This window comes from Streptomyces sp. BE20 (assembly GCF_036322525.1).
Lineage (GTDB): Bacteria > Actinomycetota > Actinomycetes > Streptomycetales > Streptomycetaceae > Kitasatospora.
In genome coordinates this window covers 60,924-85,326 of record NZ_JAQYWW010000448.1, presented here as the reverse complement: position 1 = coordinate 85,326, position 24,403 = coordinate 60,924, and the positions used below count along the sequence as shown (strand labels likewise).

Here is a 24,403-nt window from a genome sequence, read left to right as displayed (position 1 = left end):
GGAGAGGACGGCAGCCCCGATGACCTATGTGATCGCCCTGCCCTGCGTGGACGTCAAGGACAAGGCATGCCTGGACGAGTGCCCCGTCGACTGCATCTACGAGGGGGAGCGGATGCTCTACGTCCAACCCGACGAGTGCATCGACTGTGGTGCCTGCGAGCCGGTCTGCCCGGTCGAGGCGATCTACTTCGAGGACGACACCCCGGATCCGTGGCAGCCCTTCAACACGGCGAACGCCGAGTTCTTCACCGACCTCGGCTCCCCCGGTGGCAGCGCGAAGCTCGGCCTGATCAAGAAGGACCACCCGATGGTGGCGGCGCTGCCGGTCCAGGACACCGCCTGACCGACCGGGAGAGGTCACCGTGTGCGGTCCGGCGCCCTTCCGTCCGAGCTGGGGAAGCCCGGGGAGGCGGCTTGAGAAGTCGCGCAGACAGGCCTGTTGCGCACACAAAGGGGCGGGGGTTCGCTCAGATCGCTGAAGCAGTCACCGAGGCTCGGGGGGGGGTGGCGGAGATGAGAGCTTCGCGAGGTACTCGCGCTGCCGCGGCCAGGGCGCGACCCGGCGGCAGTCACCGTCACCGTGGTCGATCGCTTCGGCCGGGCCGGGACACATGCGGCCCGCGCGACGGGCAGGTCGTTCGCGAAGTCCGCGATCGGACGATCCTGGTAGTCACTTGCGGTGGTCAGGCCGGATCCCGCCGCAGGCCGTCGCAGATGCGCGGGCGACGGGATTGCCGCCGACCAACGGGAAGCGGGCGACGGGAAGCGGGCGGCGGGGCACGGGCGGTGGGCTCCGCAGGCGGCCCGAGGGCAAAGGAGTCGATTCGGGACAGTCAGTCCTGACGCATCATCAGAGCCTTTTCCCCCGAAGGCGTTCAGGCGTCTCAGGATAAATCTGACGGTGTCTCACTGGGCAGGTCCACGGCCTGAGACGTTCCGCGAAGTCTCAAAGATCCGGACGCCCCTCGACCCGTGGATCACGCCGGGTCAGAGTTGGCGCCGTCGGGCGGGAAACGGCCGGACGAACGCCACCGGCACCCGTCCGTACGGACGACCAGTACGGACGAACCCGCGTGGCGAACCGAAAGGCACTGCACGCGCCCGTTCCGCGCCCCGTACGGCGCGGCCCTCGGGCCGTACGGCCGGACCACCGGCGGCCGAGAGCGCCTCAGCGGCCCGGCCGCCGGTGGCCCCTCGGCGCCGGCCCCGAACCGCCCCAGGACGTGACGCCGCCGACCGGTGGACCCGTCACGTCCTCGCCCACCCGTCCCGGGCTTCCCGGGCGAACGAGAACGAGAACGAGAGGCAAGTCCATGTCCGCAACGAACCTCCGCCCACCCACCCGGGCTCCCGGCGCCCGGCTCACCTCGACGGCGCTGGCCCTGGCAATGATCCTCTTCGGCCTCCTGCTCGGCCCCACCGCGGGGCAGGCCCACGCGGTGGACGTCCGGCTGCTCCAGCGCGACCTCGCTGGGCTCAGCTACGCCCCGCTCAGCGGCGTCGACGGCGTCTACGGCTCCCAGACCACCGACTCGGTGCGGCACTTCCAGCGCGACAACGGCCTGTCCGTGGACGGCGTCGCCGGGACGAACACGATGACCGCGCTGCTCGCCAAGGTGAGGCAGGTCCAGGCCAAGGCCGGCGTCTCGGCCGACGGCGACTACGGCCCCGCCACCATCAACGCGGTGCGCAGCTACCAGAGCTCCCGCCACCTGGAGGCCGACGGCATCGCCGGCCCGCAGACCATGGGCGCGATGAACATCGACCGCATCACCTCCAGCGGCACCGGCAGCAGCAACGACACCCGGCTGCTCCAGCGCAACCTGACCGGTCTCGGCTACCTGGGCGAGGGCGGTGTGGACGGGGTCTACGGCCCCGCCACCAAGAACGCGGTGCTCTCGTTCCAGAGCGACAACGACCTCTCGGTCGACGGCATCGCCGGGCCGCTGACCAACGCGGCTCTGACCGCAAAGGTGAAGCAGGTGCAGGGCAAGGCGAACACGCCCGCCGACGGCGACTACGGCCCCGCCACCATCAACGCGGTGCGCAGCTACCAGAGCGCCCACGGCCTGGAGGCCGACGGCATCGCCGGGCCGCAGACCATGGCGTCGATGGGGATCCCCCGCGAGCTCGGCGGCGGCACCCCGGGCGGCGAGAGCGGCGGAACCCCCACCGTTCCCCCGCTGGACGGCAGTGTCCGCGACAAGATCGTCCAGGCGGCCCGCTCCCAGCTCGGCGTCCACGAGTGGGGCAACAACTGCAACCCGTACGGCCCCTGCGTGGCCTGGTGCGCCCTGTTCACCAGCTGGGCCTGGCGCCAGGCCGGCGTCAACTTCAGCACCGCGTTCAGCGGGGACTTCTACTACTACGGCCGCAACCACGGCACCCTGCACAGCGGTCTGAGCAACCCGCAGCCCGGTGACGCCATCGTCTTCGGCACCGGTCCGCAGAACACCAGCACGAGCGTCCACGTCGGCATCATCGAGAAGGCCAACGCCGACGGCACCGTCGACACCATCGAGGGCAACTCCAGCGACCAGGTGATCCGCCGCCACTTCTCCCCGGCGGCCCGCGGCGCCTACGCCATCATCTCCCCCGCGGGAGGCTGACCGGCGCGCTTCGCCGCCCTGCCTCCGGACGCGACCCGCGCCCGGAGGCAGGGCGCCGCTCGCGGTGCGGAGACCGGCCACGGGCACCGCGGTCCCGCTGTGCCGACGGGCCGGCGGCGGATCACCCCGTGGGCGCGGCTCCCGGTGGAGGCACCGGACCGGACCGGTGTCACTCTCGAATTGGCCTGATGATGCATCAACAACTCTGCACTCATACCGAGTTCGTCCCGTAGCGTTTGCCTTCCACTGCGGGGACCCGCGGTGTCCGAAGGGGAGGGTTGAATGAACTCGCTTGCCTCGAAGGCTCGTTGGCTGGGTTCCCTGGCCGCCGTGGGGGCGCTGCTGCTCACCGGATCCGGCTCCGCCGGCGCCGACACGGGCCCGTCCGACGGGCCGGTCCCGGGTGTCCCGCGGACCGTCGAACTGGACTCGTCGCCCGCCTCGGTGGCGGTCGGCCCGGACGGGCACAAGGCCTACGTCGCGGTGAAGGACAGCATCGACGGCGCCAAGGTGAAGGTCGTCGACACCCAGAGCGGGGCGATCACCGCCGTGGTGACGCTCTCCACCGGACTCGGGGCCGGTCCCGGCCCGGTCGCGGTCAGCCCCGACGGTTCGCGCGTCTACGTCCTGTTCTCGACCGCCCGCAGGGCACCGCTGTCCACCCTGGCCGCCATCGACACGGCCACCGACGCCGTGGTCTCCAGCACGGCGGTACCGGACCAGCCCCGGCCCGAGGGAACCCTCCCCGGGGCCCTCACCTCACTGGCGGTCAGCCCCGACGGCGCCAGGGTCTACGTCGGCCAGAACGGGCCGGCCCGCTTCCACCGCCCGGCCGAACCGAGCGCCCGGATCCTGTCCTTCTCCCCGCAGCAGCAGGACTTCACCACCGCCGTGCCGGTGCCCGGCCGCTACCTGGGCTCGATCGTCACCCTGCCGGGCGGCGCCGCCGCGTACGCCGCCACCGACGAGAACCTGGTCCACCTGGACACGAGCACCGCGACCCCCGCCGTGGCCGGGGCCGTCGCCGCCCCGATCGGCGCCGTACCGAGCCTGGCCCTCTCCCCCGACGGCACGCGGCTCCACGGCGTGGGGAGCAGCGGCACCGGATACGCCGTCGACCTCGCCACCGGCACCCTCACCACCCTCGACATCGCCCCGGGCCAGTGGTTGCAGAACCCGTCGGTGGGCGCGGGCGGCATCCGGCTGTACCTCGTCCAGCAGGACCTCACCGGCACCGACGGCGCGGCCTCGGTCCTCGCCCTGGACACCGCGACCAACACCCTCGTCCCGGGCGAGGGCATCACCGGCCTCACCTGGGTGACGGGCCTGGCCCTCGGCCCCGACGGCCACACCTTCTACCTCACCGCCGGCTCCGGCCTGCAGATCATCAGCCTCTGACCGGACCCCGGCCCGTGGCCGGGGCGCCGGCGGCTCAGGCCGCGCCCGGAGCGTCCGCGAGGCGGGCTTCGATCTCGTCGAGGATCGGCCGGTAGGCCGCCTCGGCCGCCCGCATCAGGGTCCCGCACTCGGCGAACAGCCGTCGGGAGCGGGCCCCGCGCCCGGGCACCAGATCGTAGCGGCGCAGGCGCACCGTGCGCCGGTCCACCATGAAGCCGGCCTTGCTGCGCACGCCGTGGGCGTGGCGCACGGTGTCCTCGGCGTGGCGCAGCAGGTCCTGGTAGGCGTCGTGGGCCACCTTCCAGCGGGTGGCGTCCTGCTCCGTTCCGGGCACCTCGACGCCGCGCGCCGTCGGGTCGACGACGTCGTACAGGGTGAACCCGAACCCCTCGGGCACCCGGGCCCAGGACATGGCGTTCCACGGCCACGCGATCAGGGTGTAGGTGCGCTGCTGAACTCGGATCACGCGGTCCCCCCGGGTCTGTGCGCGCCGGGGCCGGCGCCCGCCGCCAGCGTAGAGGCACGGTCCGTGCCCGGCGAGCAGCGGGTACGCGGTCCGGCAGGGGTCCGGTGCCCGTCCCCGTGGCCGCGGCCCCGTGCGGGTACGCCGGAACGGTCGCGGGAGGCGGTGGACGTTCGCCGGGCGGGCCAACGGAGCCGGTTCAGGAGGGACGGCGGTGCCGTCGGCCGGTCGAGGCGTCAGTCGACGGCATGCCCGGCCCCACGTCCCACTGGTCCGATCGGAGCCGGCCGGGCGACGCGCCCGGCGTCGTAGTCCGCGCGGCTGCGCCGGATGCCGCCGCCGTGCCGGTCGGCCCACCGGGCCACTGCGGCCAGAACCTCGCACAACTCCTCTCCTGCCGAGCTGAGTTCGTAGTCGACACGCGGCGGGATGGTCGGTGTCACCCGGCGAAGCACCAACCCGTCCCGCTCCAGACGCCGCAGCGTCAGGGTCAGCATGCGCGCCGACACCCCCTCCAGGAGGCGGTTCAACTCGCCGTACCGGCGCGGACGGTCCGCCAGTAGCGCGACGACGAGCGGGGTCCACTTGTCCCCAGGCGGTCCAGCGCCTCGCGGGCCGGACACTCCTCCAGCACGTCCCGGGCGCGGGCAGGAACAGGAGTGTGAGCAACGGACAGCAAAGTGCGTTCTTCCCTCATCCGCGCCGTTCTAGCAGCATCGGATCGAGGCAGACAAGGCCGGTCCGCGATCCGGCCGATCACTGCCGGGCTGCCCCGTCGCGGGCATGGCCCCGTCCCCCCTGTCGTCAGCAGATCAGGAGATCAGCATGCGCGCCGTCGTCTTCCACCGTCACGGTCCGGCCCACGTACTGGAGGTGGACCGCGCCTTCCCCGACCCGTCCCCCGGACCGGACGATGCCCTGGTCAGGGTCGCCGCCGCGGGCGTGAGCTTCGCCGACACCTGGCTGCGCTCCGGCAGGCTGCACAGCATCGGCCACGCCCCGCCTGCCCGCTTCCCCGTCGTGCCCGGCGGCGAGGTCGCGGGCACCGTGGTCGGGGTCGGCGCGCACGCCGACCCCGCGTTGGTCGGCCGCCGGGTCGTCGCCGTCCTGGCGGCGGGGTGCGGCGGATACGCCGAGTACGCCGGCGTCCCCGCCGGCCACCTGATCGCTCTCCCCGAAGGGCTGGGGCCCGCCGACGCGGTCGCCCTGGCGGTGGCGGGCAGCACCGCCGTCGGCGTGGTCGCCGCCGCACGCCTCACGGGAACGGAGACCGTCCTGGTGGAGGGAGCGGGCGGCGGAGTCGGCCATCTGCTGCTCCAACTGCTGCGCGGCGCCGGAGCCTTCAGGATCCTTGCCCTCGCCCACGGCGACGCCAGGCAGTCCCTCGCCCGCGAATGCGGCGCCGACCACGTCATCGACTCCAGGGATCCCGACTGGCCGGGCCTCGTCGCCGACGCGGCAGGGCCCGCCGGCGTCGACGTCGTCCTCGACACCGTCGGGGGTTCCCATTCCCGCACCGCCCTCGGCCTGCTCAACCCCGGAACCGGCCGCCTGGTCGCCTACGGCACCGTCGGCGGCGACTGGCCCGAGATCACTCCGGCCGATCTGATGTACCGAGGGGTGGCCCTGGTCGGCTACGGCGGCCAGGCCGCCGATCCCCTGGCCCGCCGTGCCCTGACCGTCGCCGCGCTCGCCGCCGGTCTGCGCCCCCACCTCGGGCTCGTCCGCCCCCTCGACGGGGCCGCCGAGGCCCACCACGCGATCCAGACCGGCACCCTCACCGGCAAGGCCGTCCTCCTGCCCTGACCGGCACCGGCCCGTCCGGAGGCGGCGGAGCGGAATCAGACCCTTTCGTCCGGGTCGAGGTTCGCGAGCACCTCGCAGTCGCAGCCGGCACCGTTGGCCAGGAGGCCCGCTTCCGGCGCGGACCACGGCACCGACCAGGCGTCGGCCCAGGCCCGGGAGTGCCTCAGGGTGTGATCACAGTCGGTGTCCGCGAGGCGCTCCTCGACGTGGTCGAGGAGATCGTCGAGTTGTTCGCGGTCGAGGCCGAGCAGGTCCCGCTCCGCGCGCTTGTGCTCCGCCTTGTGGGCGTCGCGCAGCATCCGCCGGCGATCCCGTTCCGAGGACATCCGCACACCCTGCTTCTCGTCGACGAGGCGATGCCCCGTCCTACGGGCGTCGGCGCGCCCGGGCGTCGCGGCACGTCCGTGTCAGGGTCGGCGTCGGGACCGGCGTCGGGGCGAGCGGGGACGTCACGGGAACGCGGTGGTCAACCCTTCTCCGTGTCAGGTGCCACCGGGCGGGGTATGGGGCGGGCCGGGGGTGCGCCGTGCCGTGGTGGGTCCTGCTTGTCGTCGCCTACGGGTCGACCGCGCTCTGCGCCCTCCGCTACCGCCGGGCGCTCCGCGTCTTCCTGGACGCTCCGGTGCGTCCGCGCCCGCCCGACGACGAGTTCACGCTCTACGAGGTCGCCTTCCTGTCCCTCTACGAGAAGCGGGTCGCCCAGGTGGCGATCGCGGCGATGATCCTGGGCGGCCGGATGAAGGTCCGGGACAAGGTCCTCACCGTCACCGACCCCGTACCGCGCGATGCGGTCGAAGCCGACGTGCTCAAGGTGATCGGTCTCTCGCCGAGCCGCAGGACCTGGCGGCGGATGGGCCGGTTCGGGCGCAGCCGCGCCATCCTCGCGATCGGGAACAGGCTGGGGGACCAGGGGCTGGTGCGTCACCCCGGGCGGTCCCGGGCGGCGGCGCGCGGCCACGACCGGCTGGTGTGGATCCAGGTGCCGTGCATCGCCATGGGACTGACCGCCGTCGGACTGGCCGGTGCCGAGGGCGGTCGGACGTTCCTGATCCCGCTCGCCGCCACGGCCGTCCTCCTCGCGGCCGGCTGGAGGGCCGCCAGCCCGAAGGTGAGGGGTCACTACTGGTTCTGCAGCACGACGGAGGAGGGGCGGGCCGCACTGAAGGCCCACTACGCCCGCCACCAGCCGTGGATCCCCCGTACCAACGACCGCCTGTCCCCGCAGGACGCCGAGCTGCTTGCCGCCGGCGTGCAGGGGGGCAGCTTCGGCGGCAGGCTCGGACCCCTGTCCGGGGCCCTCAACTGGCCCGACCGTCCGCGCAGTACCGAAACGCCCGTCAACGACCCCCCGGGGCTCGGCGGCCTCTGACACCGCATCGGCCCCGTCCGTCCGGCGCGACCGACGCTTCGCGGTCCCGACGCGGCCGGGCCGGGCCGCGCGCGAGGTCAGGTGCCGGCCCGGGCGGCCCCGCGGTCCGCGGAGAGGGGGCCGTACCAGTCCAGACACAGGACGGTGGCGTCGTCCCTGACACGGCCGTCGCAGGCGTCGGCGACCGCGGCGACCAGGGTGCGCACGACTTCGCGCAGGTGCTCGGCGGCGGTCTTGCGGATGAGGCCGGGAAGGTCGACCTGGTGCGCTTGGCGTTCCTGCATGCCGTCGGTGTAGAGGACGAGGCGGTCCCCGGGGTGCAGGTCGATGTCCTGCACCCGGTACGGGCCCTGTCCGAGGACGCCGAAGGGCAGGTTCACGGCCAGGCGCAGTTCGTCGACCGTGCCGTCGCGCAGCCGCAGCGGCCAGGGGTGGCCGGCGTTGACGAGCCGGGCGCCGCTCCCGTCCAGGGCGATGCGCAGCAGCTGACCGGTGGCGTAGGTCTGTCGGCCGTGGTCGAGGAGGGCCCGGTGGATCCGCTGGGCCTGTTCGGCGAGGTCGGTGCCGGCGCGGCGGGCGCCTCGGGAGGCGTTGACCAGGAGGGTGGCCATGAGCGAGGCGTCGACGTCGTGGCCCATGGCGTCGGTGATGGACAGGTGCAGGGTGTCGTGGTCGAGGGTGTAGTCGTAGGTGTCGCCGGCGATGTCGGCGGCCGGGACCAGGGCGCCGGCGAGGGCGAACTCGGCGGCTTCGCAGGAGGGGGCGGAGGGCAGGAGCTGGCGCTGGATCTCGGCGGCCAGGCTGACCGGGGTGGTGCGGTTGCCCCAGTGGTAGAGGTCGGTGAAGCGGCGGTCCGCGATGATGATGTACGCCAGCGCGTGCGCGGCCTCCTCGACCTGCTCCAGCACGTCCGGGGTGACCCGGTCGAGGAACAGTTCCAGGACGCCGATGGTGTCGCCGCGGTTGGTGACGGGGGCGAGCACCCGCTCCCCCTGCCCGTCCTGCGGTGCCCGCACCGGCTTCTGGGTGCGCAGGACCTCGTCGTAGACGGTGCTGCCCGCGAGGGGGACCTGTTCGGCGGGGCGTTCTCCGTGCGTGGCCGCCGTGTCGTTGACCCGCAGCAGGCGCCGGCCGACGACGTCGACGAACAGCAGTGACACGTACCGCGCGTCGAAGCGGTCGCGCAGGTTGCGTGCCACGACGTCGAGGGAGTCCATCGGCGCGGCGTCCTCCGCCGCGGCCAGTACCTCGGCCGGTCCGATCCGATCGCGTGCCATGTCGGCCTCCTCGGGTCTCGGACTCTTCGTCCGGCAGGCGCGGCGAGCAGCCCGGCTGCGGGACCATTCTCACTGGTGGGGGTGCCGGATGCAGCCGTCCTTCCCGGCGCGCGCACGTCTGGCGGAGAACGTTCCGGGCAATGCGGACAAAAAGACTCGCGGGCGGGCAGGCGGGAGCGGCGTGGGGCGGGCGACCGACGGGGAACGCGGACAGGCGCCTCGGCATCGCCCAGCCCGTCGCCCGCTCCGGGCGGCGCGCGCGGACCCGGCTGCCCCTCCGTGGACCTCGACGTACGGCGGGTGCGGGCCGGAGGCGGGAAGGCCGTACCCGGGAACGGGGGCGGGACCCGGCGCATGTGCGCGGGTCCCGCCCCCGTTCCCGGGTGCGGACGGACCTGTGGTCACCAGCGGTACCAGCGGTGGCGGCGACCGGAGGAGTGGGTCCCGCGGGCGACGAATCCGACCAGCCAGAGCACCAGGACGATGATGGCCACCCACCAGAGGATCTTCACCGCGAAACCTGCCCCGAACAGGAGCAGGGCCAGCAGCAGGACGAGAAGAAGGGGAACCATGAGTCGACCTCCGTAGTCAGTGTCGGAGGACCGTCTGCCCGGCTGATCAGCCCGTATTCATGGGAATCTTCCCGTCCGATGAGGGCAGAGGACGGGGTCGGGGCCAGGGCGTCAGCCCTCCCCGGGAAGGGTGACGGTGAAGTGGGCGCCGCCTTCGGGACCGTGGCCGCGAAGGGCGAGAGTGGCGCCGAGACGCTCGGCGAGGCGTTGGGCGATGGCGAGACCGAGGCCGGTACCGGTGGGGCGGGTGGCGGCGTAGCGGTCGCGCAGGGCGCCCGGTCGGAAGGCGATGCGGACGTCGTCCTCGGTGAGGCCGGGTCCGCCGTCGCGGACCTGTAGTTCCGCCTGGCCCTCGGCGGTGCGCCGGAGGGCGAGGACGACGGGTGCGCCGGGCGGGGTGTGACGGACGGCGTTGGCGAGGAGGCCGTCGAGGAGCTGGCGGACGCGGAAGGCGTCGGTGGCCGCGGTCACCGGTTCGTCGGGGTGTTCCAGGCGCAGGTCCAGCCCTTGCCGCCGGGCCTGCTGGGTCCAGGCCCGCGCGGTCTCCCGGACGAGGGCGTCGAGATCGGCGGGTTCCCGGGTGATGTGGAAGTCGTCGGCGTCGAGGCGGGCGAGTTCGAGGAGATCGGTGACGAACCGGTCCAGGCGCTCGGTCTCGGACAGGAGGATCCGTCCGACCTCCTCCTGCTGCCCGGGTTCGACCACGCCGTCGGCGAGGGCCTCGGCGAAGCCGCGCAGCGCGGTGAGGGGGGTGCGGATCTCGTGGGACACCGAGGTCAGGAACGCGCGCTGGCGACCTTCGCTCTGTTCGAGGGCGGCGCCGAGGGTGTTGAGGGCGCGGGCCACCTCGCGGGCCTCCGCGGGACCGTGGACCGCGCAGTGCAGGTCGCGCTCGCCCCCGGCGAGCCGGTGGGCGACGGCGGCGGCGTCCACCAGGGGGCGGGCGATCCGCCGGGCGAGGAGGGCACCGGCCAGCGCCGCCCCGACCAGCCCGGCGACCAGGGGAAGGGTCAGGCCCGCGCGGATCCGGTCGGCGGCGGCGTCGACTTCGGTGAAGGGCTGGGTGAGGACCACCGCGCCGTCGCGTGCCGGGCGGCCCTCCAGCAGGACGCGCGCGCCACCGAGCACGGCCGTGGTGGAGATGTCCTCGCCGGCCAGCAGGGCGTCCCGGTCGGCCGGGGTGACGGCACCGGCCGACGGGCCGGCCACCTGGCCGTCGGGGGCGATCACGGCGACCTGGACACCGGTGGCCCCGGTCAGCCGCTGCGCCTGGTCGAGCAGCAGCACCGACAGGTTGGGGGCGACGGACAGCACGGCTGCCTGGCGGACCAGCCGTTCCCGGTACTGGGCCTCGGCGTTGGACCGGGCCGTCCGCCAGCCCGCGAACCCGGCCAGCAGCACCGCCACGGTCGCCACCACGGTGGCGAGCAGGACCAGGTTTCCGGTCAGCGAACCGCCCGGCGTACGGCCGCGCGTACGGGCACCCGGTCCTGTACGGGCACCCGCTCGCGCAAGGGCCGGCGGGCGCAGCCTCACCGCCCGTCGTCCTGGGCGCTGTAGCCGACGCCGCGAACGGTCCGGATCGGGCTGGCGCCGCCGAGCTTGGCCCGCAGCTGGGACACGTAGACGTCGACGACCCTGCTGTCCCGGTAGTCGGCGTGCCCCCAGACCTGTGAGAGCAGCTGGTCGCGGCCGAACACCCGGCCCGGCCGGGCCAGCAGATGGGCCAGCAGGTTGAACTCGGTGGTGGTCAGTTCCACCGGCTCCCCGTCGCGGTGCACGGTGCGGCGCTCCGGGTCCAGTCGCAGCCGTCCGACGCTGTAGGCGCCGACGGCCTGCGGTCCGGCGGTCCGGCGCAGCACCGCCTTCACCCGGGCGACCAGCTCGCGCGGGGAGAACGGCTTGGTGACGTAGTCGTCGGCGCCCAGTTCGAGGCCGAGGATCCGATCGGCCTCCTCGTCGCGCGCCGTCACCAGGACGACCGGCGTCCAGTCGTCGGCGGCACGCAGGCGGCGGCAGATCTCGGTGCCGTCCAGGCCCGGGAGCCCGATGTCCAGGACGACCGCCACCGGCCGCAGCCGCCGGACCGCGTCCAGACCGGCCACCCCGTCGCTCTCGGTGTGCACCCCGAAGCCCTCGCGGGCGAGGTAGAGGCGTTGGAGGTCGGCGATGTGGCGCTCGTCCTCCACGACCAGGACCAGGCCCTTGCTCGGTGTCATCGCCGTCCTCTTCCGACCTCCGCCGCCGCGCACGCTCCGGTCGCGGGTCTCGAACTGCTCCGATGCTAACGCGCCGAACGGGTCGCTCCGGGGCGCCGCCGGTGATCCTTACACGCCCCGAACACTCGCCGAACCCACCGCTTGCAGCCCCGGTCCAGCCTGTTCCCGGGCCCCCCGACCGGCGGGCCCGGACGCGAAGGAGGGCACCGGTGGTCACGGATCCGAGGGCGCTGGTACTGGCCGGCGTGGCGGCCACGGCCGTCCTGCTCGCCGCCGGCGCGGGGTTGCTCGCCCGGACCCGCAGCCGTCCGCGCACCCGCGGCCTCCGCCGCCGGACCTGAGCCCGCGTGCCGAGCCCCGAGCCGACCCACGTCATCCCGAGCCGCCCCGAGCCGTCCCGAGCCGTCCCGAGTCATCCCGAGGAGAAGCATGACCCGCCGTCCCGCCCCACCCCGTTCCCCGGCACCCTCACCCGGCCGGCTGCGCCGGATGCTGCGCCCCGCCACCCGGCGCGGCCGGATCGCGCGCGCTGTCGCGGTGCCCGTGGCCACCGTCCTGGTCCTCGCCGCCGGTGCGGAGGTCGCCGCCGGGCACGTACTGGAGAGCCGGATCGCCGAGAGTACCGCGAAGGCCCTCGGTGCCCCGGTGGAGGTGGACACCGGCAGCGGTCCGGCCCTCGTCAAGATCCTCGACCGGCGGCTGGAGCACGTCACCCTGAGCGCCGACAACGCCCGGCTCGGCGGCTTGAGCGGCGCCTCGGCCCGGATCACGCTGACCGACGTGCGGTTCGCCGCGTCCGTACCCAGTGCGGCCGGGGTGTCGGCGCAGATCACGGTCCCCGCCGACGCCCTGGCCGCCACCGTGCGCGACTCCGGCCAGAGCCTTCCGGTCGGTGCCGCCCGCACCGATCCGGCCGCCGGCACGATCGAACTCGGCCTGGGCTCCGGCGGCACCGGCCGGCTCACGCTCAAGCCCGCCCTCACCGACGGCAGGGTGACGATCACCGCCACCGCGCTCGAATTCCTCGGCCGCACGATCACCGGGCCCCAGCTCGACCGGATCAACGAGCGCCTCACCGCCAGGAAGCAGGGCGGCGGCTACCCACTGGGCCTCTCGCCCACCGCCCTCGCCGTCACTCCGACCGGCCTCGCCCTCACCCTCTCCGCAGGCCCGACCACCCTGAAGCACTCGTGAACCGGGAGCCCTCGCCGACCATGCCGCAGAACCCCTCACCCCAGCCCCGACCGGCCGCGCCCACCACGCCCGCCACGCCCGTTCGCCGGACTCGCCGCGCCAAGCTGCGCCGCCGCCTGCTCACGGTCGTCGCAGGCATTCTCGTCCTGGCGCTCGGCGCCGCCGCCGGTCTGCTCTGGCTGGCCGCGGGCCAAATCGTCAGCCCCATCGACGACACCCCACTCAACACCCGCGTCCTCGCCTCCGGCCCCGGCACGGTGACCCTCCCCGCCACCACCGACAGCCGCTACGCCGGCACCTACGGCCTGGTCTGGCAGGACACCGCCGACCGCCGCCACCACGGCATCCTCGGGTCCGTCCTCACCACCGACGGCGACACCGTCACCAGGGAGCTCACCGCCGACACGGTGCCCACCCCCGGCGCCAACGCGAAGATCATCGTCACCGTCTGGAACTCCGACCCCCGGCAGGCCGCCGGGCTCGACTTCCAGGACGTCACCTACCCCGGCGAACTCGGCCCGATGCCCGCCTGGTTCGTCCCCGGCACCGGCACCACCTGGGCCATCCAGGTCCACGGGCTCGGCGCCGGCCGCGCCGCCGGACTGCGCACCATGCCCCAACTGCACGAACTCGGCCACCCCGTCCTCGACATCACCTACCGCAACGACCCCGGCGCCCCCAGGGACAGCAGCGGCAAGCGCCACTTCGGCGACACCGAGTGGCGCGACCTCGACGCCGCCGTCCGGTACGCCCGCAGCCAGGGGGCCACCGATGTCGTCCTGATCGGCTACTCCATGGGCGGGGCCGTCGTGGAGGCCTACCTCCAGCGCGCCGCCGACACCGACGCCGTCAGCGCCGTCGTCCTCGACTCGCCCGCCCTGGACTACCGCGCGGCCCTCGACTCCATCGTGACCGGCCTCGGTCTGCCCGCACCCGTCGCCGCCCTCGAGACCGGGATCATCGGCCTGCGCGCGGACGTGGACTTCGACGACATCGACGCCCTGGCCGTCAACCGGCGCACCGGCGGCCCCGAGCAGCCCGTCCTGCTCTTCCACGGCACCGGCGACAGCGTCGTGCCCTACGCCACCAGCGCCGAGTTCGCCCGCGACTGGCCCGGCAAGGTCACCCTCGTCACCGTCGAAGGAGCGAGCCACACCGGCGCGTGGAACGCCGATCCCGCCGCCTACGACAAGGAGCTCGCCGCCTTCCTCACGCAGCACAGGCAGACACCTGACGTCGTCCGGCCCGCAGGACCGTGACCAGCGGGCCGCACGGCAAGGCGGACGGACTCCGCAGTCCACGGCGCGGGACGAAGGCAGGATCCGCAAGGAAGACCCGGGTTCCGTGTCAAGGCGCCACCACCCGGAGGAAGATGATCCGATGAACCACGTACCGGAGGACGCCGGCAGGCGACACCGCATCTTCGTGTGGGCCGCCTGGAACCGCGACGAGGCGACCTGCCACATACGGCGCATCATCAACGTGAGGAAGCCGGACGGTACCTTCGCCGGACGGAAGGACAGCCCGGGCAACAAGAAGGTCTTCGGGTTCCGGACCGGCCCCCTCGCCCGCAACACCGACGAAGCCGCCGTGCTGGGCGTGCTGGCGGGCCTCGTGGCCGCCGAACACTCGGACGACGTGACGATCGTCCTGGCGTCCCGAACCGCGGACGACCTGCTCCAGCACGTCCGTGACACGGGCGAGTTCCCGCAGCCGCACCCCCTCGCCGAGACCCTGCTCGGATGGACCGGCCGACGGCTCTCCCGCGCGGTCCGGAGCGTCGAGCCTCCGACCCACCCCACGTTCGCCGGTCTCCACCGCGCGGCCGAGTCGTCGCACCTCGGGCCCGGCGTCCTCAAGACCCTTCCGGAGGTGTGTCAGTACCTCGCCACGGGCCGCCTCGGCCCGCTGGAGGATCCCCGGAGGACCGACGCCGACGGGTGTCGGTGCGGGAAGGTCCGCTACGACTCCTGGGATCTCGCCCTGGAGGCGCTCCTGGCCATCACGAGTCGGCGTGATCTCGGCTACTACCCGAAGCGGGTGTACGCGTGCCCGACGAGTCGTCAGTGGCACCTCACGAGCCGGGCAACCGAGGGGCAGGTCGGACGGTCCGGCCCCTCGGCCCGGTGATTCCCCCGGCGCCGCCCGGGCGGCGCCGCGGACGGCCGCGGACGCACGGCGGTCCCCATGACGTCGCCGCTCCCGCTGCCTGCCGAGGAGAGACAGTCGGTCGATTAGACGACATGCATCTGTTCATCTTTTGCGCAGGGATGAGCTCCCAGGAATACAGGCCGGCGACGAGCGTGTCAACGAACCCGACCGATCCCTGCCCGCAGGACACTTGATCCCCCGCCCAAGTCCGTTCGCATCAAGTGGACGGCACCCTGCCGGACATCCCCGTGGAGGCGAGGGAGGGGACGGTCAGTCCTGGGCGAATGAGAATCGATGTCTTGCAGTCCTGTGTCACATCTTTGCTCTTTCCTATGGACTTCATGCGATGACCGACCGTAGTCTCTCGCCTCGGCGGCAACCCCCGCGCCGCTCCCCAACTCCCGGTGCGCTCCGCTCCGTTCACCGGGCGCCCCGCCCGTGGCGACGGCCGACCTCGCGGGCTCGCACCCCACCGCCACCACCCCGCCATCACCACCCCGTCACCACCACCCCGCCATCACCCCCACGACCGGCAAGGATGTGCTGACTCCATGCAACGACAACGCCGCCCGCAGCCACGGATCCGGTTCCGGAACGGCCTCGCCGCGTTCACCGCCGTCGCGGTGGGCGCGGCCGGCCTGTTCACCGCGGCCGCCGTCACGACGGCCGCCCCCGCCCACGCCGCCGCGGTGCCGACGCTCTCCCCGCTGGACGTCCCCGCCCGGGGCGCCACCGTGCCGTTCAAGGAGCAGGAGGCCGAGTACGCGGCGACCAACGGCACCGTGATCGGCCCCGAGCGGGCGTACGGCACGCTCCCCTCCGAGGCCTCCGGGCGCCAGGCCGTCACCCTCGACGCCCCCGGCGAGTACGTCGAGTTCACCCTCACCGCACCGGCCAACGCGATGAGCTTCCGGTACTCCCTCCCGGACAGCGCGGACGGCCGGGGCCGGGACGCCTCGCTCGGTCTCCTGGTCGACGGGGTGAAGCTGAAGGACCTGCCGGTCACCTCCAAGTACGGCTGGTACTACGGGGGGTACCCGTTCAACAACAACCCCGGGGACACCAACCCGCACCACTTCTACGACGAGACCCGGACCATGTTCGGCTCCTCGCTGCCGACCGGCACCAGGATCCGGCTGCAGGTCACCTCGACCGCGCAGTCGCCGACCTTCACCGTCGACCTGGCCGACTTCGAGCAGGTCGCCGCGCCGATCGCCGCACCCGCCGGCGCCATCGACGTCGTGGCCGACTTCGGCGCCGACCCCACCGGAGCCGCCGACAGCACCGCGAGGTTCCAGGCCGCGGTCGACGCCGGCCAGGCGCAGGGCCGGACGGTCTTCGTCCCGCCGGGCAGCTTCACCCTCTACGACCACGTCGTGGTGGACGGCGTCACGCTGGCCGGCGCCGGGCCCTGGTACAGCGTGCTCGGCGGACGCGACCCGGTGAACCGGAACCGGGCCGCCGGCATCTACGGCAAGTACGCCCCCGGCGGCGGGTACGGCGGGGCGGTCCGCCCGCACGAGTCGAACGGCCCGAGCCGCAACGTCATCCTCAAGGACTTCGCCGTCATCGGCGACATCAGGGAGCGCGTCGACGACGACCAGGTGAACGCCATCGGCGGCGCGATGAGCAACTCCACCGTCGACAACCTCTGGATCCAGCACACCAAGGTGGCCGCCTGGATGGACGGTCCGATGGACCGCTTCACCCTCAGGAACAGCCGCATCCTGGACCAGACCGCCGACGGCGTGAACTTCCACACCGGCGTCACCGGCTCGACGGTCACCAACACCTTCGTCCGCAATACCGGCGACGACGGCCTCGCCTCCTGGCCGGAGCGGGTGCCCAACGTCGGCGACAGCTTCACCCGCAACACCGTGGTCCTGCCGATCCTGGCGAACAACATCGTCACCTACGGCGGCAAGGACTTCACCATCTCCGACAACGTGATGGCCGACACCGTCACCAACGGCGGCGGCCTGCACATCGCCAACCGCTACCCGGGGGTCGGCTCCGGCAACGGCACCGCCGTGGCCGGGACCATCACCGCTGCCAGGAACACCCTGATCCGGACCGGCAACAGCGACTACAACTGGAACTTCGGCGTCGGCGCCATCTGGTTCAGCGGCCTCAACGAGCCGATCAGGGGCGCGCACATCACCGTGACCGACACCGACGTCCTCGACAGCTCCTACGCGGCGATCCACACCATCGAGGGCTCGTCCGAGGGCATCGAGTTCACCAACACCACCATCGACGGGGCCGGCACCTACGCGATCCAGGCCCAGGCCGCCGCCGACATGCGGTTCACCCACGTGACCGCGAAGAACATCGCCCAGAGCGCCACCCCGACCCACAACTGCGTCGGCGCCGGATTCAAGGTCACCGACGGCGGGGGGAACTCCGGCTGGTCCGGCTCCACCTGCTCCGGCCTGTGGCCCGCCCCGCGGTTCACCTACGGCGGCCGCCCGACCGGCGGAACCCCGACGCCGTCCCCCACACCGAGTGTGCCCACCACCCCGACGACCCCCTCCCCCAGCGCACCCTCGCCGACGACCACCGCCCCGACCACACCGCCGGCCTGCGATCCCGGCACGGGCAACCTGGCCCGGGGCAAGAACACCACGGCCACCAGCCGCAACCAGACCTACACCGCCGCCAACGCCGTGGACGGCGACGCCGCCACCTACTGGGAGAGCGCCAACGACGCGTTCCCCCAGGCGCTGACCGTCGACCTCTGCGCCGTGACCGGCGTGGACAGCGTCACCGCCAGGCTCCCCGCCTCGTGGGGTGCACGCACCCAGACCCTCTCCGTCGAGGGCTCCGCCGACGGCACCGCCTTCACCACCCTGGCCCCCGCCGCCGGGCGCACCTTCGATCCGGCCGGTGGCAACGCCGTCACCATCGGACTCCCCCGCAGCAACGCCCGCTTCGTCCGGGTGACCGTCACCGGGAACACCGGCTGGCCGGCCGCCCAGCTCGGCGAGCTGGAGATCCGGGCCACCGGCGCGACCGCCACCCCGACGCCCACCACGCCGACCACCACACCCCCGGCCGGAACCAACCTCCTCGCGGGCAAGCCCCTCACCGCCACCGGCTCGGTCGGCGGCTACGGCCCCGGCCAGGCCGCCGACGGCGACACCGGAAGCTACTGGGAGAGCACCGGCCACGCCTTCCCGCAGTCGCTGACCGCCGACCTCGGCGCCCCCACCGCCGTCGGCCGGCTGGTGCTGAAACTGCCGCCGGCCCCCGCCTGGACCGCCCGGACCCAGACCCTCGCGGTGCTCGCGAGCACCGACGGCACGACGTGGACCACGGCCAGGGCCGAAGCCGCCCACCGCTTCGACCCGGCCACCGGCAACACGGTCACCCTCGCCGTACCGGGCACCACCGCACGTCACCTGCGGCTCTCGTTCACCGGCAACACCGGCTGGCCGGCCGCCCAGCTCGCCGAGTTCGAGGCCTACACCTCCTGACCCCGCGTCCCCCGGGCAGAACCCGAAGCGCCGCAGGCCCCGCCGTTCCGATGGACCGGAACGGCGGGGCCTGCGGCCGCGTGGGGCTGTGTAGGGCCGCGTGCGGTCAGCCGGCGGCGGGGGCCGGCCCGGTGGAGCTGCGCACGACCAGCTCCGGCTCGAACAGCAGCTCGTCGTGGGTGATCCTCGCGCCCGCGATCTCCCCCGCCAGGAGGTCCACGGCCGCCCGGCCCATCGCCTCGATCGGCTGGCGCACCGTGGTCAGCGGCGGATCGGTGCAGGTCATGAACGAGGAGTCGTCGTAGCCGATCACCGACACGTCGCCGGGCACCGACAGCCCCGCCCGGCGCACCGCCCGCACCGCGCCCAACGCCAGCGGGTCACTGGCACAGACGATCCCGGTCACCCCCTCGCCCAGCAGCCGCGTGGTGGCCGCCTGGCCCCCCTCCAGGGTGAACAGCGCGCGCTTGACGTGGCTGTCCGGCAGCTCCAGGCCCGCCGAGGCCGCGGCCCGCCGCGCCGCGTCCAACTTCCGCTGGGACGGCACGTGGTCCGCCGGCCCCAGTACCAGGCCGATCCTGCGGTGACCGAGCTGCCGCAGGTGCCCCATCGCCTGCTCCACGGCCACCGCGTCGTCACAGGAGACCCGCGCGAAGTCCAGGCCCTCGATCGCCGCGTTCAGCAGCACCGTCGGCAGACTGCGCTCCGCCAACCGCTCGTAGTGGTCGTGGGCGGCGTCGGCCTGCGCGTACAGACCACCGAAGAACACCACCCCCGACACCTGCTGGGCCAGCAGCAGGTCCACGTAGTCCGCCTCCGAGATCCCGCCCGCGGACTGCGTGCACAGCACCGGGGTGAACCCCTGCCCGGCCAGCGCGCCGCCCACCGCCTCGGCGAAGGCCGGGAAGATCGGGTTCTGCAGCTCCGGCATCACCATGCCCACCAACCGCGCCCGCTCACCGCGCAGTTGGGTGGGGCGCTCGTATCCCAGCACGTCCAGCGCCGTCAGCACCGCCGCCCTGGTCGTCTCCGAGACGCCGGGCTTCTCGTTCAGCACCCGGCTGACCGTGGCCTCGCTGACCCCGACCTTCTTCGCCACCTGGGCCAGTCGTCGTGTCATGCGGCCATTCTAGCTCCGCCACGCAAGGAAATTGCATGGTCTTGCGACGAAGACGCAAATTCCAACGGTCGATCGGACAGGAACCGCACGCCGCTTGCCGATCCCCGCAAGCCCTGAGCCCGGTATGCCAGGTGGGGCGCCGCGCCGGAACGCAAGGACCGCCGGGAGGTCGGAGACCTCCCGGCGGCACGGAACCGCCCGTCACCGGGAGGTTCCCCTCCCTACGGGTTGACCTTGATGGTGAACGTCGAGGTGGTGTTGCGGATGTTCTGGTGGTTGTCGCTGAACCGCAGGTGGTCGAAGGTCACCGAACCGACCGCCGGGCCCTGCCCCGGTTCGGGCAGCTCGTTGGCCCAGACGCCGATACCGGACCTGGCGTCGGAGGCGTCACCGCTGCGCCGCGCACCGGAGATCGAGATGTTGCTGAACACCGTGTCGGCGACCGGGAACTGCGGCTGACCGCCCACGTAGTTGGTCTGGAACATGATGCCGCTGTACGTCGGGTCCACGATGTCCACGTCGGTGACCCTGATGCCCTGGAACACCTTCGAGGCCGAGAACACCCAGATCGCCGGGAAGACCTGCGCCCCCCAGAAGCGGCCGCCGGCCCGGACGACGGAGATGTTCTTCAGATCGGTCGTCGGCGAGGCGCCGAAGCCGTTCATCGGGTACCCGAAGTCCAGCGAGGAGATGGTGATCCCCGAGTAGACCAGGGTGTCCGCGATGTAGATGTTGCGGAAGGTGTTGGCGTACCCGCCGTAGACCGCGACGCCGGCGGCCCGCCAGGTCAGGATCGAGGTCAGGTTCTCGAAGACGTTGTTCTTCTCGTCCGCCCCGCCCGCGTCGATCGCCGAGAACAGCGCGAAGGAGTCGTCCCCGGTGGCCCGGGCCTCGTTGTTGGAGACCAGGTTGTCGGTCGAGCCGTTGGTCATGTTGACGCCGTCGGCGAAGGTGTTGCGGATCCGGGAGTTGGTGATCTTCATCCGGTCCGTGTTGGCGCCCCAGTACAGGCAGACCACGTGCTCGGTCCAGATGTCGTCGATGGTGATGTCGGCGACGTTGGCGAAGTCGAAGACCTTGCCGGGGCCGTCGATGCGGGAGGTGTAGTTGCCGAAGTAGGCGAAGCCGGTGAAGGTCGAGCCGTTGGCCGAGGCGTCGGCCCGGAAGCCGAAGTCGGTGTTGGACTGCGAGGACGGGGCGTGGAACCGAGTGAACCAGGGGCCCGCGCCGACCACCCTCACCGCCTTGCCGTAGACCTGGAACTTGCTGGCGGTCTGGTAGTCCCCCCTCGGGAGGTAGACGCCCACCAGGGCGCCGGTGGTGTCCATCCGGACCCGGTCCAGAGCCGCCTGCACATCGCCGTGGGTGAAGCCGGTCGGCACCGCGTACCGGGCCGGGTCGGGGTTGGGGAGCTGGGTCGCCTGCTCCAGGCTGACGAAGTCGATGGCGTACGTGGTGCTGTTGCCGGCGTCCTTCTGCAGCTTGATCCTGCTGCCGGCCGGGAGGGTGGTGCCGAGCAGCAGGTTCGCCTCGTCGTAGACGTGCCGGGGGCCGCCGGCGCCGGGCGAGTTGCCCGGACCGGTCTCGCTGCCGTACAGCCAGGAGTACTTGGAGGTGAGGTCGAGGGCCTTGAGGAAGACCCCGTCGACGTAGACGTCGAGTTTCGCGTCGATGCCGTCGCCGCCCGGCGCGTCCGGGATTGAGAAGCGGGTCACCAGGGTGTTGGTCGGCGCCTTGGTGGTGAACTCGACCGAGGCGCCGGTCGTGTTCAGGGTGACGGCCTTGCGGCCGGAGGCCTCGCCCGCGAGGTCGCCGACGGTCCGGTTGGGCCCGACCACCGCGGCGCCGCCGGCCAGCACGCCGTCCTCGGCCTCGTAGGTGTCGAACGGCAGGTTGGCGCCGCGGCCGACGAACAGCGACTGGGTGGAGGTGTTGTTCGCCTGCTTGACCGGCAGTTCGTTGGCGTCGGTGGCGATGACCGTCCTCACGGTGTACCGGCCGTTGCCCGCCGTCCAACTGCCCAGGTTCACCGGGGAGCCGGTGGCACCGGGCGCGATGACGCCGGTGTGGCTGCCGGTCAGGGTCCTGACGACCGCACCGGTGGCGTCGGTCACCGTCAGACCGATGCCGTGGGCGCCGCCCGCCGAGGCGGTCGTGCCCTGGTTCTTGACCGCCACCGAGAACGTGACCTCGTTGCCGCTCGCCGGGTTGCCCGGGGTCCAGCTGACGGGCGCGGCGACCAGGTCGGAACCGGCGACCTGACTCACCACCAGCGGGGCCGGCGCGGTGTGGGCGTTGTTGGTCTCGTCCCGTTCGACGACGGCGCCGGCCGGGTCGGCCTCGGCTCGCAGCTGGTAGCTGCCCGCGTTCTGCGGGCCCGTCGGGACCGAGACGGTCGCGGAGGCACCGGCGGCCAGCGGGCCGAGCTGCGCGGTGCCGGCCTTGGCACCGCCCAGGTAGAGGTCGACGGCGGTGGCGGCGGAGGCGGCCGTGCCGGCGTTCCTGACCGTCGCCGAGAGCGTGAGCGGGTCGGTCTCCACCGGAGCGGCCGGAGAGGCCGAGACCGCGGTGACCGTGAGGTCGGGGTTGGGCGCCGGGGTGCCGATCACCTGGAACTCCGCGATCTGCCCGGCTCCGGCACCGGAGTTGGCGGTGATCCGCAGCCGGACGTCGGCCGCGGTGGCCGTCAGCGGGATCGTCACCGTGTTGCCCGAGGCCGGGGAGAACGTGTAGGGCTTCGCGGCCACCAGGCTGGTGAATCCGGTCGCGTTCTGCTCCCGGCCGAGTACCTCCACGGTCTGGGTGCGGGTGGCCCAGGCCGCGGCCGGGTCGAGCTTCAGCACCACCGAACCGACGGTCGCGTTGGAACCCAGCCGCGTGGTCAGCTCATTGGGGTAGCTGCCGCCCGCGCCCTCCCAGTAGGTGGTCACGTCGTCGTCGTTGGCGTTCGCCGCGACGAAGGTGTAGATGCTGGAGTCGGCCGTGATCGGCTTGCCCCCGGCCAGGTTGGTGCCACCGCCACCGTCGTTGCCGGTCCGGACGACGGTGTTGCTCGCCTCGGAGCGGTTGCCGGCCGCGTCCCTGGCCTTCACGTAGTACGACACCGTGGCGCCGTCGGCCCGGCTGTCGGTGTACGTCAGCACGTTGCCGGCCACCTCGGCCTGCAACGCGCCGTCGGCGAAGACCTCGTACCCGGTGACCGCGACGTTGTCGGCGCCCGCGCCCCAGGCCAGTCGGACCTGCCCGGAGGTCGGCCGGGTGTACGTCAGGTTCGTCGGCGCGGACGGCGCCTGGGTGTCCCCGGGGGCGCCCGTGCGGGTCACGGTGTTGCTGGCGGCCGACTGGTTGCCGGCCGCGTCCCTGGCCTTCACGTAGTACGAGACGGTGGCGCCGTCGGCCCGGCTGTCGGTGTACGTCAGCACGTTTCCCGCGACACTGCTGACCAGGGCGTTGTCGGCGTAGACGTCGTAGCCGGTGACCCCGGTGTTGTCGCTCGCCGCGCTCCAGGCCAGCCGGACCTGCCCGGAGGACGGCTGGGTGTACGTCAGGTTCGCGGGCGCGGTCGGCGCCCGGGTGTCCCCGGTCACCGGGCCGTACACCTCGAACTCCGCGAGCTGGGCGGCCGGCCAGCCGGTGTTGGCGGTGACCTTCAGCCGGACGTACCGGGCCGTGGTGGTGCCGGTGTCCACCGTCACCGTGTTGCCGGTGGCCGGGTCGAAGACGTAGTCGGCGGAGGCGACCCGGTCGGTGAAGGTGCTGCCGTCGGTACTGGTCTGCACGACGAGGGTCTGGGTCCGCCGCTCCCAGCCCGTCGGCAGCTTCAGGACCAGCCGGCTGACGGCGACCGCCGTCCCGAGGTCGACCTGGATCCACTGCGGGAGCGCGTTGCTCGCGCTCTCCCAGTAGCTTCCCTGGTTGCCGTCGTCGACGTTGCCCGCGCCGTAGCCGCCCGAACTGCTGCCGGCCGTGAAGGCCCGGCCGCGGGCCAGGTTGGCGCTGGAGCCGGTGGTGCCGTGCACCTCCAGCTCGGAGATCTGCGCGGCCGGCCAGCCGGTGTTGGCGGAGATGTCCACCCGGACGAAGCGGGTACCGGTCGACGGGAAGCCGATCCTCACCGTGTTGCCGGCGCCCGGTTCGAAGGAGTACGGGGCCGAGGCGGTGAGGGTGGAGAAGGCGGTGCCGTCGGTGCTGCCCTGAACGGCGAGCGTCTCGGTGCGGGCACCCCAGCTCGCGGGGAGCTTGAGCACCACCTCGTCGACGGCGGTGGTGCTGCCGAGGTCGACCTGGACCCACTGCGGGAGGGCGGTGCCGGCGCTCTCCCAGTAGGTGTTCTGGTCGCCGTCGTTGACGAAGGCGGCGCCTCGGCCGGCGGTGGCGCTGCCGGCGGCGGCCGGCTTGCCGGCGGCCAGGTCGGGGCCGCCGGCGGCCCGGGCGGGCAGTAACGGGCCGGCGACGAGCAGCAGGCAGGCCGAGGCCAGCCCTGCCACGAGTCGGGAAATCGGAGCTGTCGATCTCACGGGAGTCCTCTGGATCTCATCAGGATGACAGGTGGGGGGGCGGACAGGCCCGGAAAGCGGAGCCTCTCCGGGAGGGAGTGGGCGCGTGCGTGCCGCGGCCCCGACCGGCGGGGCGGTCCGGGCGGGCGTCGCGGAGGGGCCTGGCGAGAGGGGGCGGTGACCGAGCCGACATCATCTGGATCCTCCGGGGAGGGCCGACGAGCTCAGGACGGGCGACGGCACCGGACCGGCC

At 73.1% G+C, this 24,403-nt stretch carries 19 protein-coding genes; 10 read left to right on the top strand and 9 right to left on the bottom strand.

The window, feature by feature from the left end:
• Nucleotides 1-19: 19 nt before the first annotated feature.
• The 3 genes from fdxA (at nucleotide 20) to PUR61_RS04870 (ending at nucleotide 4,007) form a co-directional block, all read left to right on the top strand.
• On the top strand, nucleotides 20-343 hold the full coding sequence (gene fdxA, locus PUR61_RS04880; RefSeq protein WP_329875963.1) for a ferredoxin: 324 nt from the start codon (nucleotides 20-22) through the stop codon (nucleotides 341-343).
• 970 nt (nucleotides 344-1,313) lie between these two features.
• A complete protein-coding gene (locus PUR61_RS04875; protein WP_329875962.1) occupies nucleotides 1,314-2,609 on the top strand; it encodes a peptidoglycan-binding protein in 1,296 nt (431 codons plus the stop codon).
• Between the two features lie 282 nt (nucleotides 2,610-2,891).
• Entirely contained in the window at nucleotides 2,892-4,007 is a 1,116-nt protein-coding gene (locus tag PUR61_RS04870) for a YncE family protein (RefSeq protein ID WP_329875961.1), read from the top strand.
• Nucleotides 4,008-4,041: 34 nt separating this feature from the next.
• On the opposite strand, the gene PUR61_RS04865 is transcribed toward PUR61_RS04870, so the two are convergent.
• Complete coding sequence (locus PUR61_RS04865; RefSeq protein ID WP_329875960.1) at nucleotides 4,042-4,473, bottom strand: hypothetical protein; 432 nt, start codon at nucleotides 4,471-4,473, stop codon at nucleotides 4,042-4,044.
• A 233-nt stretch (nucleotides 4,474-4,706) separates the two neighbouring features.
• A complete protein-coding gene (locus PUR61_RS04860; protein ID WP_329875959.1) occupies nucleotides 4,707-5,093 on the bottom strand; it encodes a winged helix-turn-helix transcriptional regulator in 387 nt (128 codons plus the stop codon).
• Nucleotides 5,094-5,295: 202 nt separating this feature from the next.
• Between PUR61_RS04860 and PUR61_RS04855 the strand changes: the two genes are divergently transcribed.
• Nucleotides 5,296-6,276, top strand: a complete 981-nt coding sequence (locus tag PUR61_RS04855) for a quinone oxidoreductase family protein (RefSeq protein ID WP_329875958.1) — start codon at nucleotides 5,296-5,298, stop codon at nucleotides 6,274-6,276.
• A gap of 35 nt (nucleotides 6,277-6,311) precedes the next feature.
• Here the strand turns inward: PUR61_RS04855 and PUR61_RS04850 are convergent, their stop codons facing one another.
• Nucleotides 6,312-6,602 carry a DUF2695 domain-containing protein gene (locus PUR61_RS04850; protein ID WP_329875957.1) on the bottom strand — a complete coding sequence of 97 codons (291 nt, stop codon included), beginning with the start codon at nucleotides 6,600-6,602 and terminating at the stop codon, nucleotides 6,312-6,314.
• A gap of 200 nt (nucleotides 6,603-6,802) precedes the next feature.
• On the opposite strand from PUR61_RS04850, the gene PUR61_RS04845 reads away from it, so the two are divergent.
• Nucleotides 6,803-7,645 carry a TIGR04222 domain-containing membrane protein gene (locus PUR61_RS04845; RefSeq protein WP_329875956.1) on the top strand — a complete coding sequence of 281 codons (843 nt, stop codon included), beginning with the start codon at nucleotides 6,803-6,805 and terminating at the stop codon, nucleotides 7,643-7,645.
• A gap of 77 nt (nucleotides 7,646-7,722) precedes the next feature.
• Here the strand turns inward: PUR61_RS04845 and PUR61_RS04840 are convergent, their stop codons facing one another.
• The 4 genes from PUR61_RS04840 to PUR61_RS04825 all read right to left on the bottom strand — a co-directional run bounded on the left by PUR61_RS04840 (nucleotide 7,723) and on the right by PUR61_RS04825 (nucleotide 11,713).
• Complete coding sequence (locus PUR61_RS04840; protein WP_329875955.1) at nucleotides 7,723-8,922, bottom strand: PP2C family protein-serine/threonine phosphatase; 1,200 nt, start codon at nucleotides 8,920-8,922, stop codon at nucleotides 7,723-7,725.
• Between the two features lie 401 nt (nucleotides 8,923-9,323).
• On the bottom strand, nucleotides 9,324-9,494 hold the full coding sequence (locus PUR61_RS04835; protein ID WP_329875954.1) for a hydrophobic protein: 171 nt from the start codon (nucleotides 9,492-9,494) through the stop codon (nucleotides 9,324-9,326).
• A gap of 111 nt (nucleotides 9,495-9,605) precedes the next feature.
• Nucleotides 9,606-11,030 carry a HAMP domain-containing sensor histidine kinase gene (locus PUR61_RS04830; protein ID WP_329875953.1) on the bottom strand — a complete coding sequence of 475 codons (1,425 nt, stop codon included), beginning with the start codon at nucleotides 11,028-11,030 and terminating at the stop codon, nucleotides 9,606-9,608.
• Nucleotides 11,027-11,713 (bottom strand): response regulator transcription factor, encoded by a 687-nt coding sequence (locus tag PUR61_RS04825; protein WP_329875952.1) that lies wholly within the window; start codon nucleotides 11,711-11,713, stop codon nucleotides 11,027-11,029. Before PUR61_RS04825 ends, PUR61_RS04830 begins: the two co-directional genes overlap by 4 nt.
• A 209-nt stretch (nucleotides 11,714-11,922) precedes the next feature.
• Between PUR61_RS04825 and PUR61_RS04820 the strand changes: the two genes are divergently transcribed.
• The 5 genes from PUR61_RS04820 to PUR61_RS04800 all read left to right on the top strand — a co-directional run bounded on the left by PUR61_RS04820 (nucleotide 11,923) and on the right by PUR61_RS04800 (nucleotide 18,534).
• Entirely contained in the window at nucleotides 11,923-12,054 is a 132-nt protein-coding gene (locus tag PUR61_RS04820; protein WP_329875951.1) for a hypothetical protein, read from the top strand.
• 88 nt (nucleotides 12,055-12,142) lie between these two features.
• Nucleotides 12,143-12,907, top strand: coding sequence for an LmeA family phospholipid-binding protein (locus PUR61_RS04815; protein ID WP_329875950.1), 765 nt, complete (start codon nucleotides 12,143-12,145; stop codon nucleotides 12,905-12,907).
• Nucleotides 12,904-14,166 (top strand): alpha/beta hydrolase, encoded by a 1,263-nt coding sequence (locus PUR61_RS04810; protein ID WP_329875949.1) that lies wholly within the window; start codon nucleotides 12,904-12,906, stop codon nucleotides 14,164-14,166. The genes PUR61_RS04815 and PUR61_RS04810 overlap by 4 nt, the downstream gene beginning before the upstream one ends.
• Before the next feature lie 121 nt (nucleotides 14,167-14,287).
• Nucleotides 14,288-15,037, top strand: a complete 750-nt coding sequence (locus tag PUR61_RS04805; protein WP_329875948.1) for a hypothetical protein — start codon at nucleotides 14,288-14,290, stop codon at nucleotides 15,035-15,037.
• 572 nt (nucleotides 15,038-15,609) lie between these two features.
• Complete coding sequence (locus PUR61_RS04800; protein WP_443035123.1) at nucleotides 15,610-18,534, top strand: discoidin domain-containing protein; 2,925 nt, start codon at nucleotides 15,610-15,612, stop codon at nucleotides 18,532-18,534.
• Nucleotides 18,535-18,640: 106 nt separating this feature from the next.
• Here PUR61_RS04800 and PUR61_RS04790 read toward each other — a convergent pair whose 3' ends face one another.
• Together PUR61_RS04790 and PUR61_RS04785 are read right to left on the bottom strand one after the other, a co-directional pair.
• Entirely contained in the window at nucleotides 18,641-19,654 is a 1,014-nt protein-coding gene (locus PUR61_RS04790; RefSeq protein WP_329875947.1) for a LacI family DNA-binding transcriptional regulator, read from the bottom strand.
• 221 nt (nucleotides 19,655-19,875) lie between these two features.
• Nucleotides 19,876-24,141 (bottom strand): discoidin domain-containing protein, encoded by a 4,266-nt coding sequence (locus tag PUR61_RS04785; protein ID WP_329875946.1) that lies wholly within the window; start codon nucleotides 24,139-24,141, stop codon nucleotides 19,876-19,878.
• Nucleotides 24,142-24,403 lie beyond the last annotated feature (262 nt).

Coding starts and splice junctions, on each gene's coding strand:
- fdxA (WP_329875963.1), top strand. CDS start 20: ATGACCTATGTGATCGCCCTGCCCTGCGTGGACGTCAAGGACAAGGCA.
- PUR61_RS04875 (WP_329875962.1), top strand. CDS start 1,314: ATGTCCGCAACGAACCTCCGCCCACCCACCCGGGCTCCCGGCGCCCGG.
- PUR61_RS04870 (WP_329875961.1), top strand. CDS start 2,892: ATGAACTCGCTTGCCTCGAAGGCTCGTTGGCTGGGTTCCCTGGCCGCC.
- PUR61_RS04855 (WP_329875958.1), top strand. CDS start 5,296: ATGCGCGCCGTCGTCTTCCACCGTCACGGTCCGGCCCACGTACTGGAG.
- PUR61_RS04850 (WP_329875957.1), bottom strand. CDS start 6,602: ATGTCCTCGGAACGGGATCGCCGGCGGATGCTGCGCGACGCCCACAAG.
- PUR61_RS04840 (WP_329875955.1), bottom strand. CDS start 8,922: ATGGCACGCGATCGGATCGGACCGGCCGAGGTACTGGCCGCGGCGGAG.
- PUR61_RS04835 (WP_329875954.1), bottom strand. CDS start 9,494: ATGGTTCCCCTTCTTCTCGTCCTGCTGCTGGCCCTGCTCCTGTTCGGG.
- PUR61_RS04825 (WP_329875952.1), bottom strand. CDS start 11,713: ATGACACCGAGCAAGGGCCTGGTCCTGGTCGTGGAGGACGAGCGCCAC.
- PUR61_RS04815 (WP_329875950.1), top strand. CDS start 12,143: ATGACCCGCCGTCCCGCCCCACCCCGTTCCCCGGCACCCTCACCCGGC.
- PUR61_RS04805 (WP_329875948.1), top strand. CDS start 14,288: ATGAACCACGTACCGGAGGACGCCGGCAGGCGACACCGCATCTTCGTG.
- PUR61_RS04800 (WP_443035123.1), top strand. CDS start 15,610: ATGCAACGACAACGCCGCCCGCAGCCACGGATCCGGTTCCGGAACGGC.
- PUR61_RS04790 (WP_329875947.1), bottom strand. CDS start 19,654: ATGACACGACGACTGGCCCAGGTGGCGAAGAAGGTCGGGGTCAGCGAG.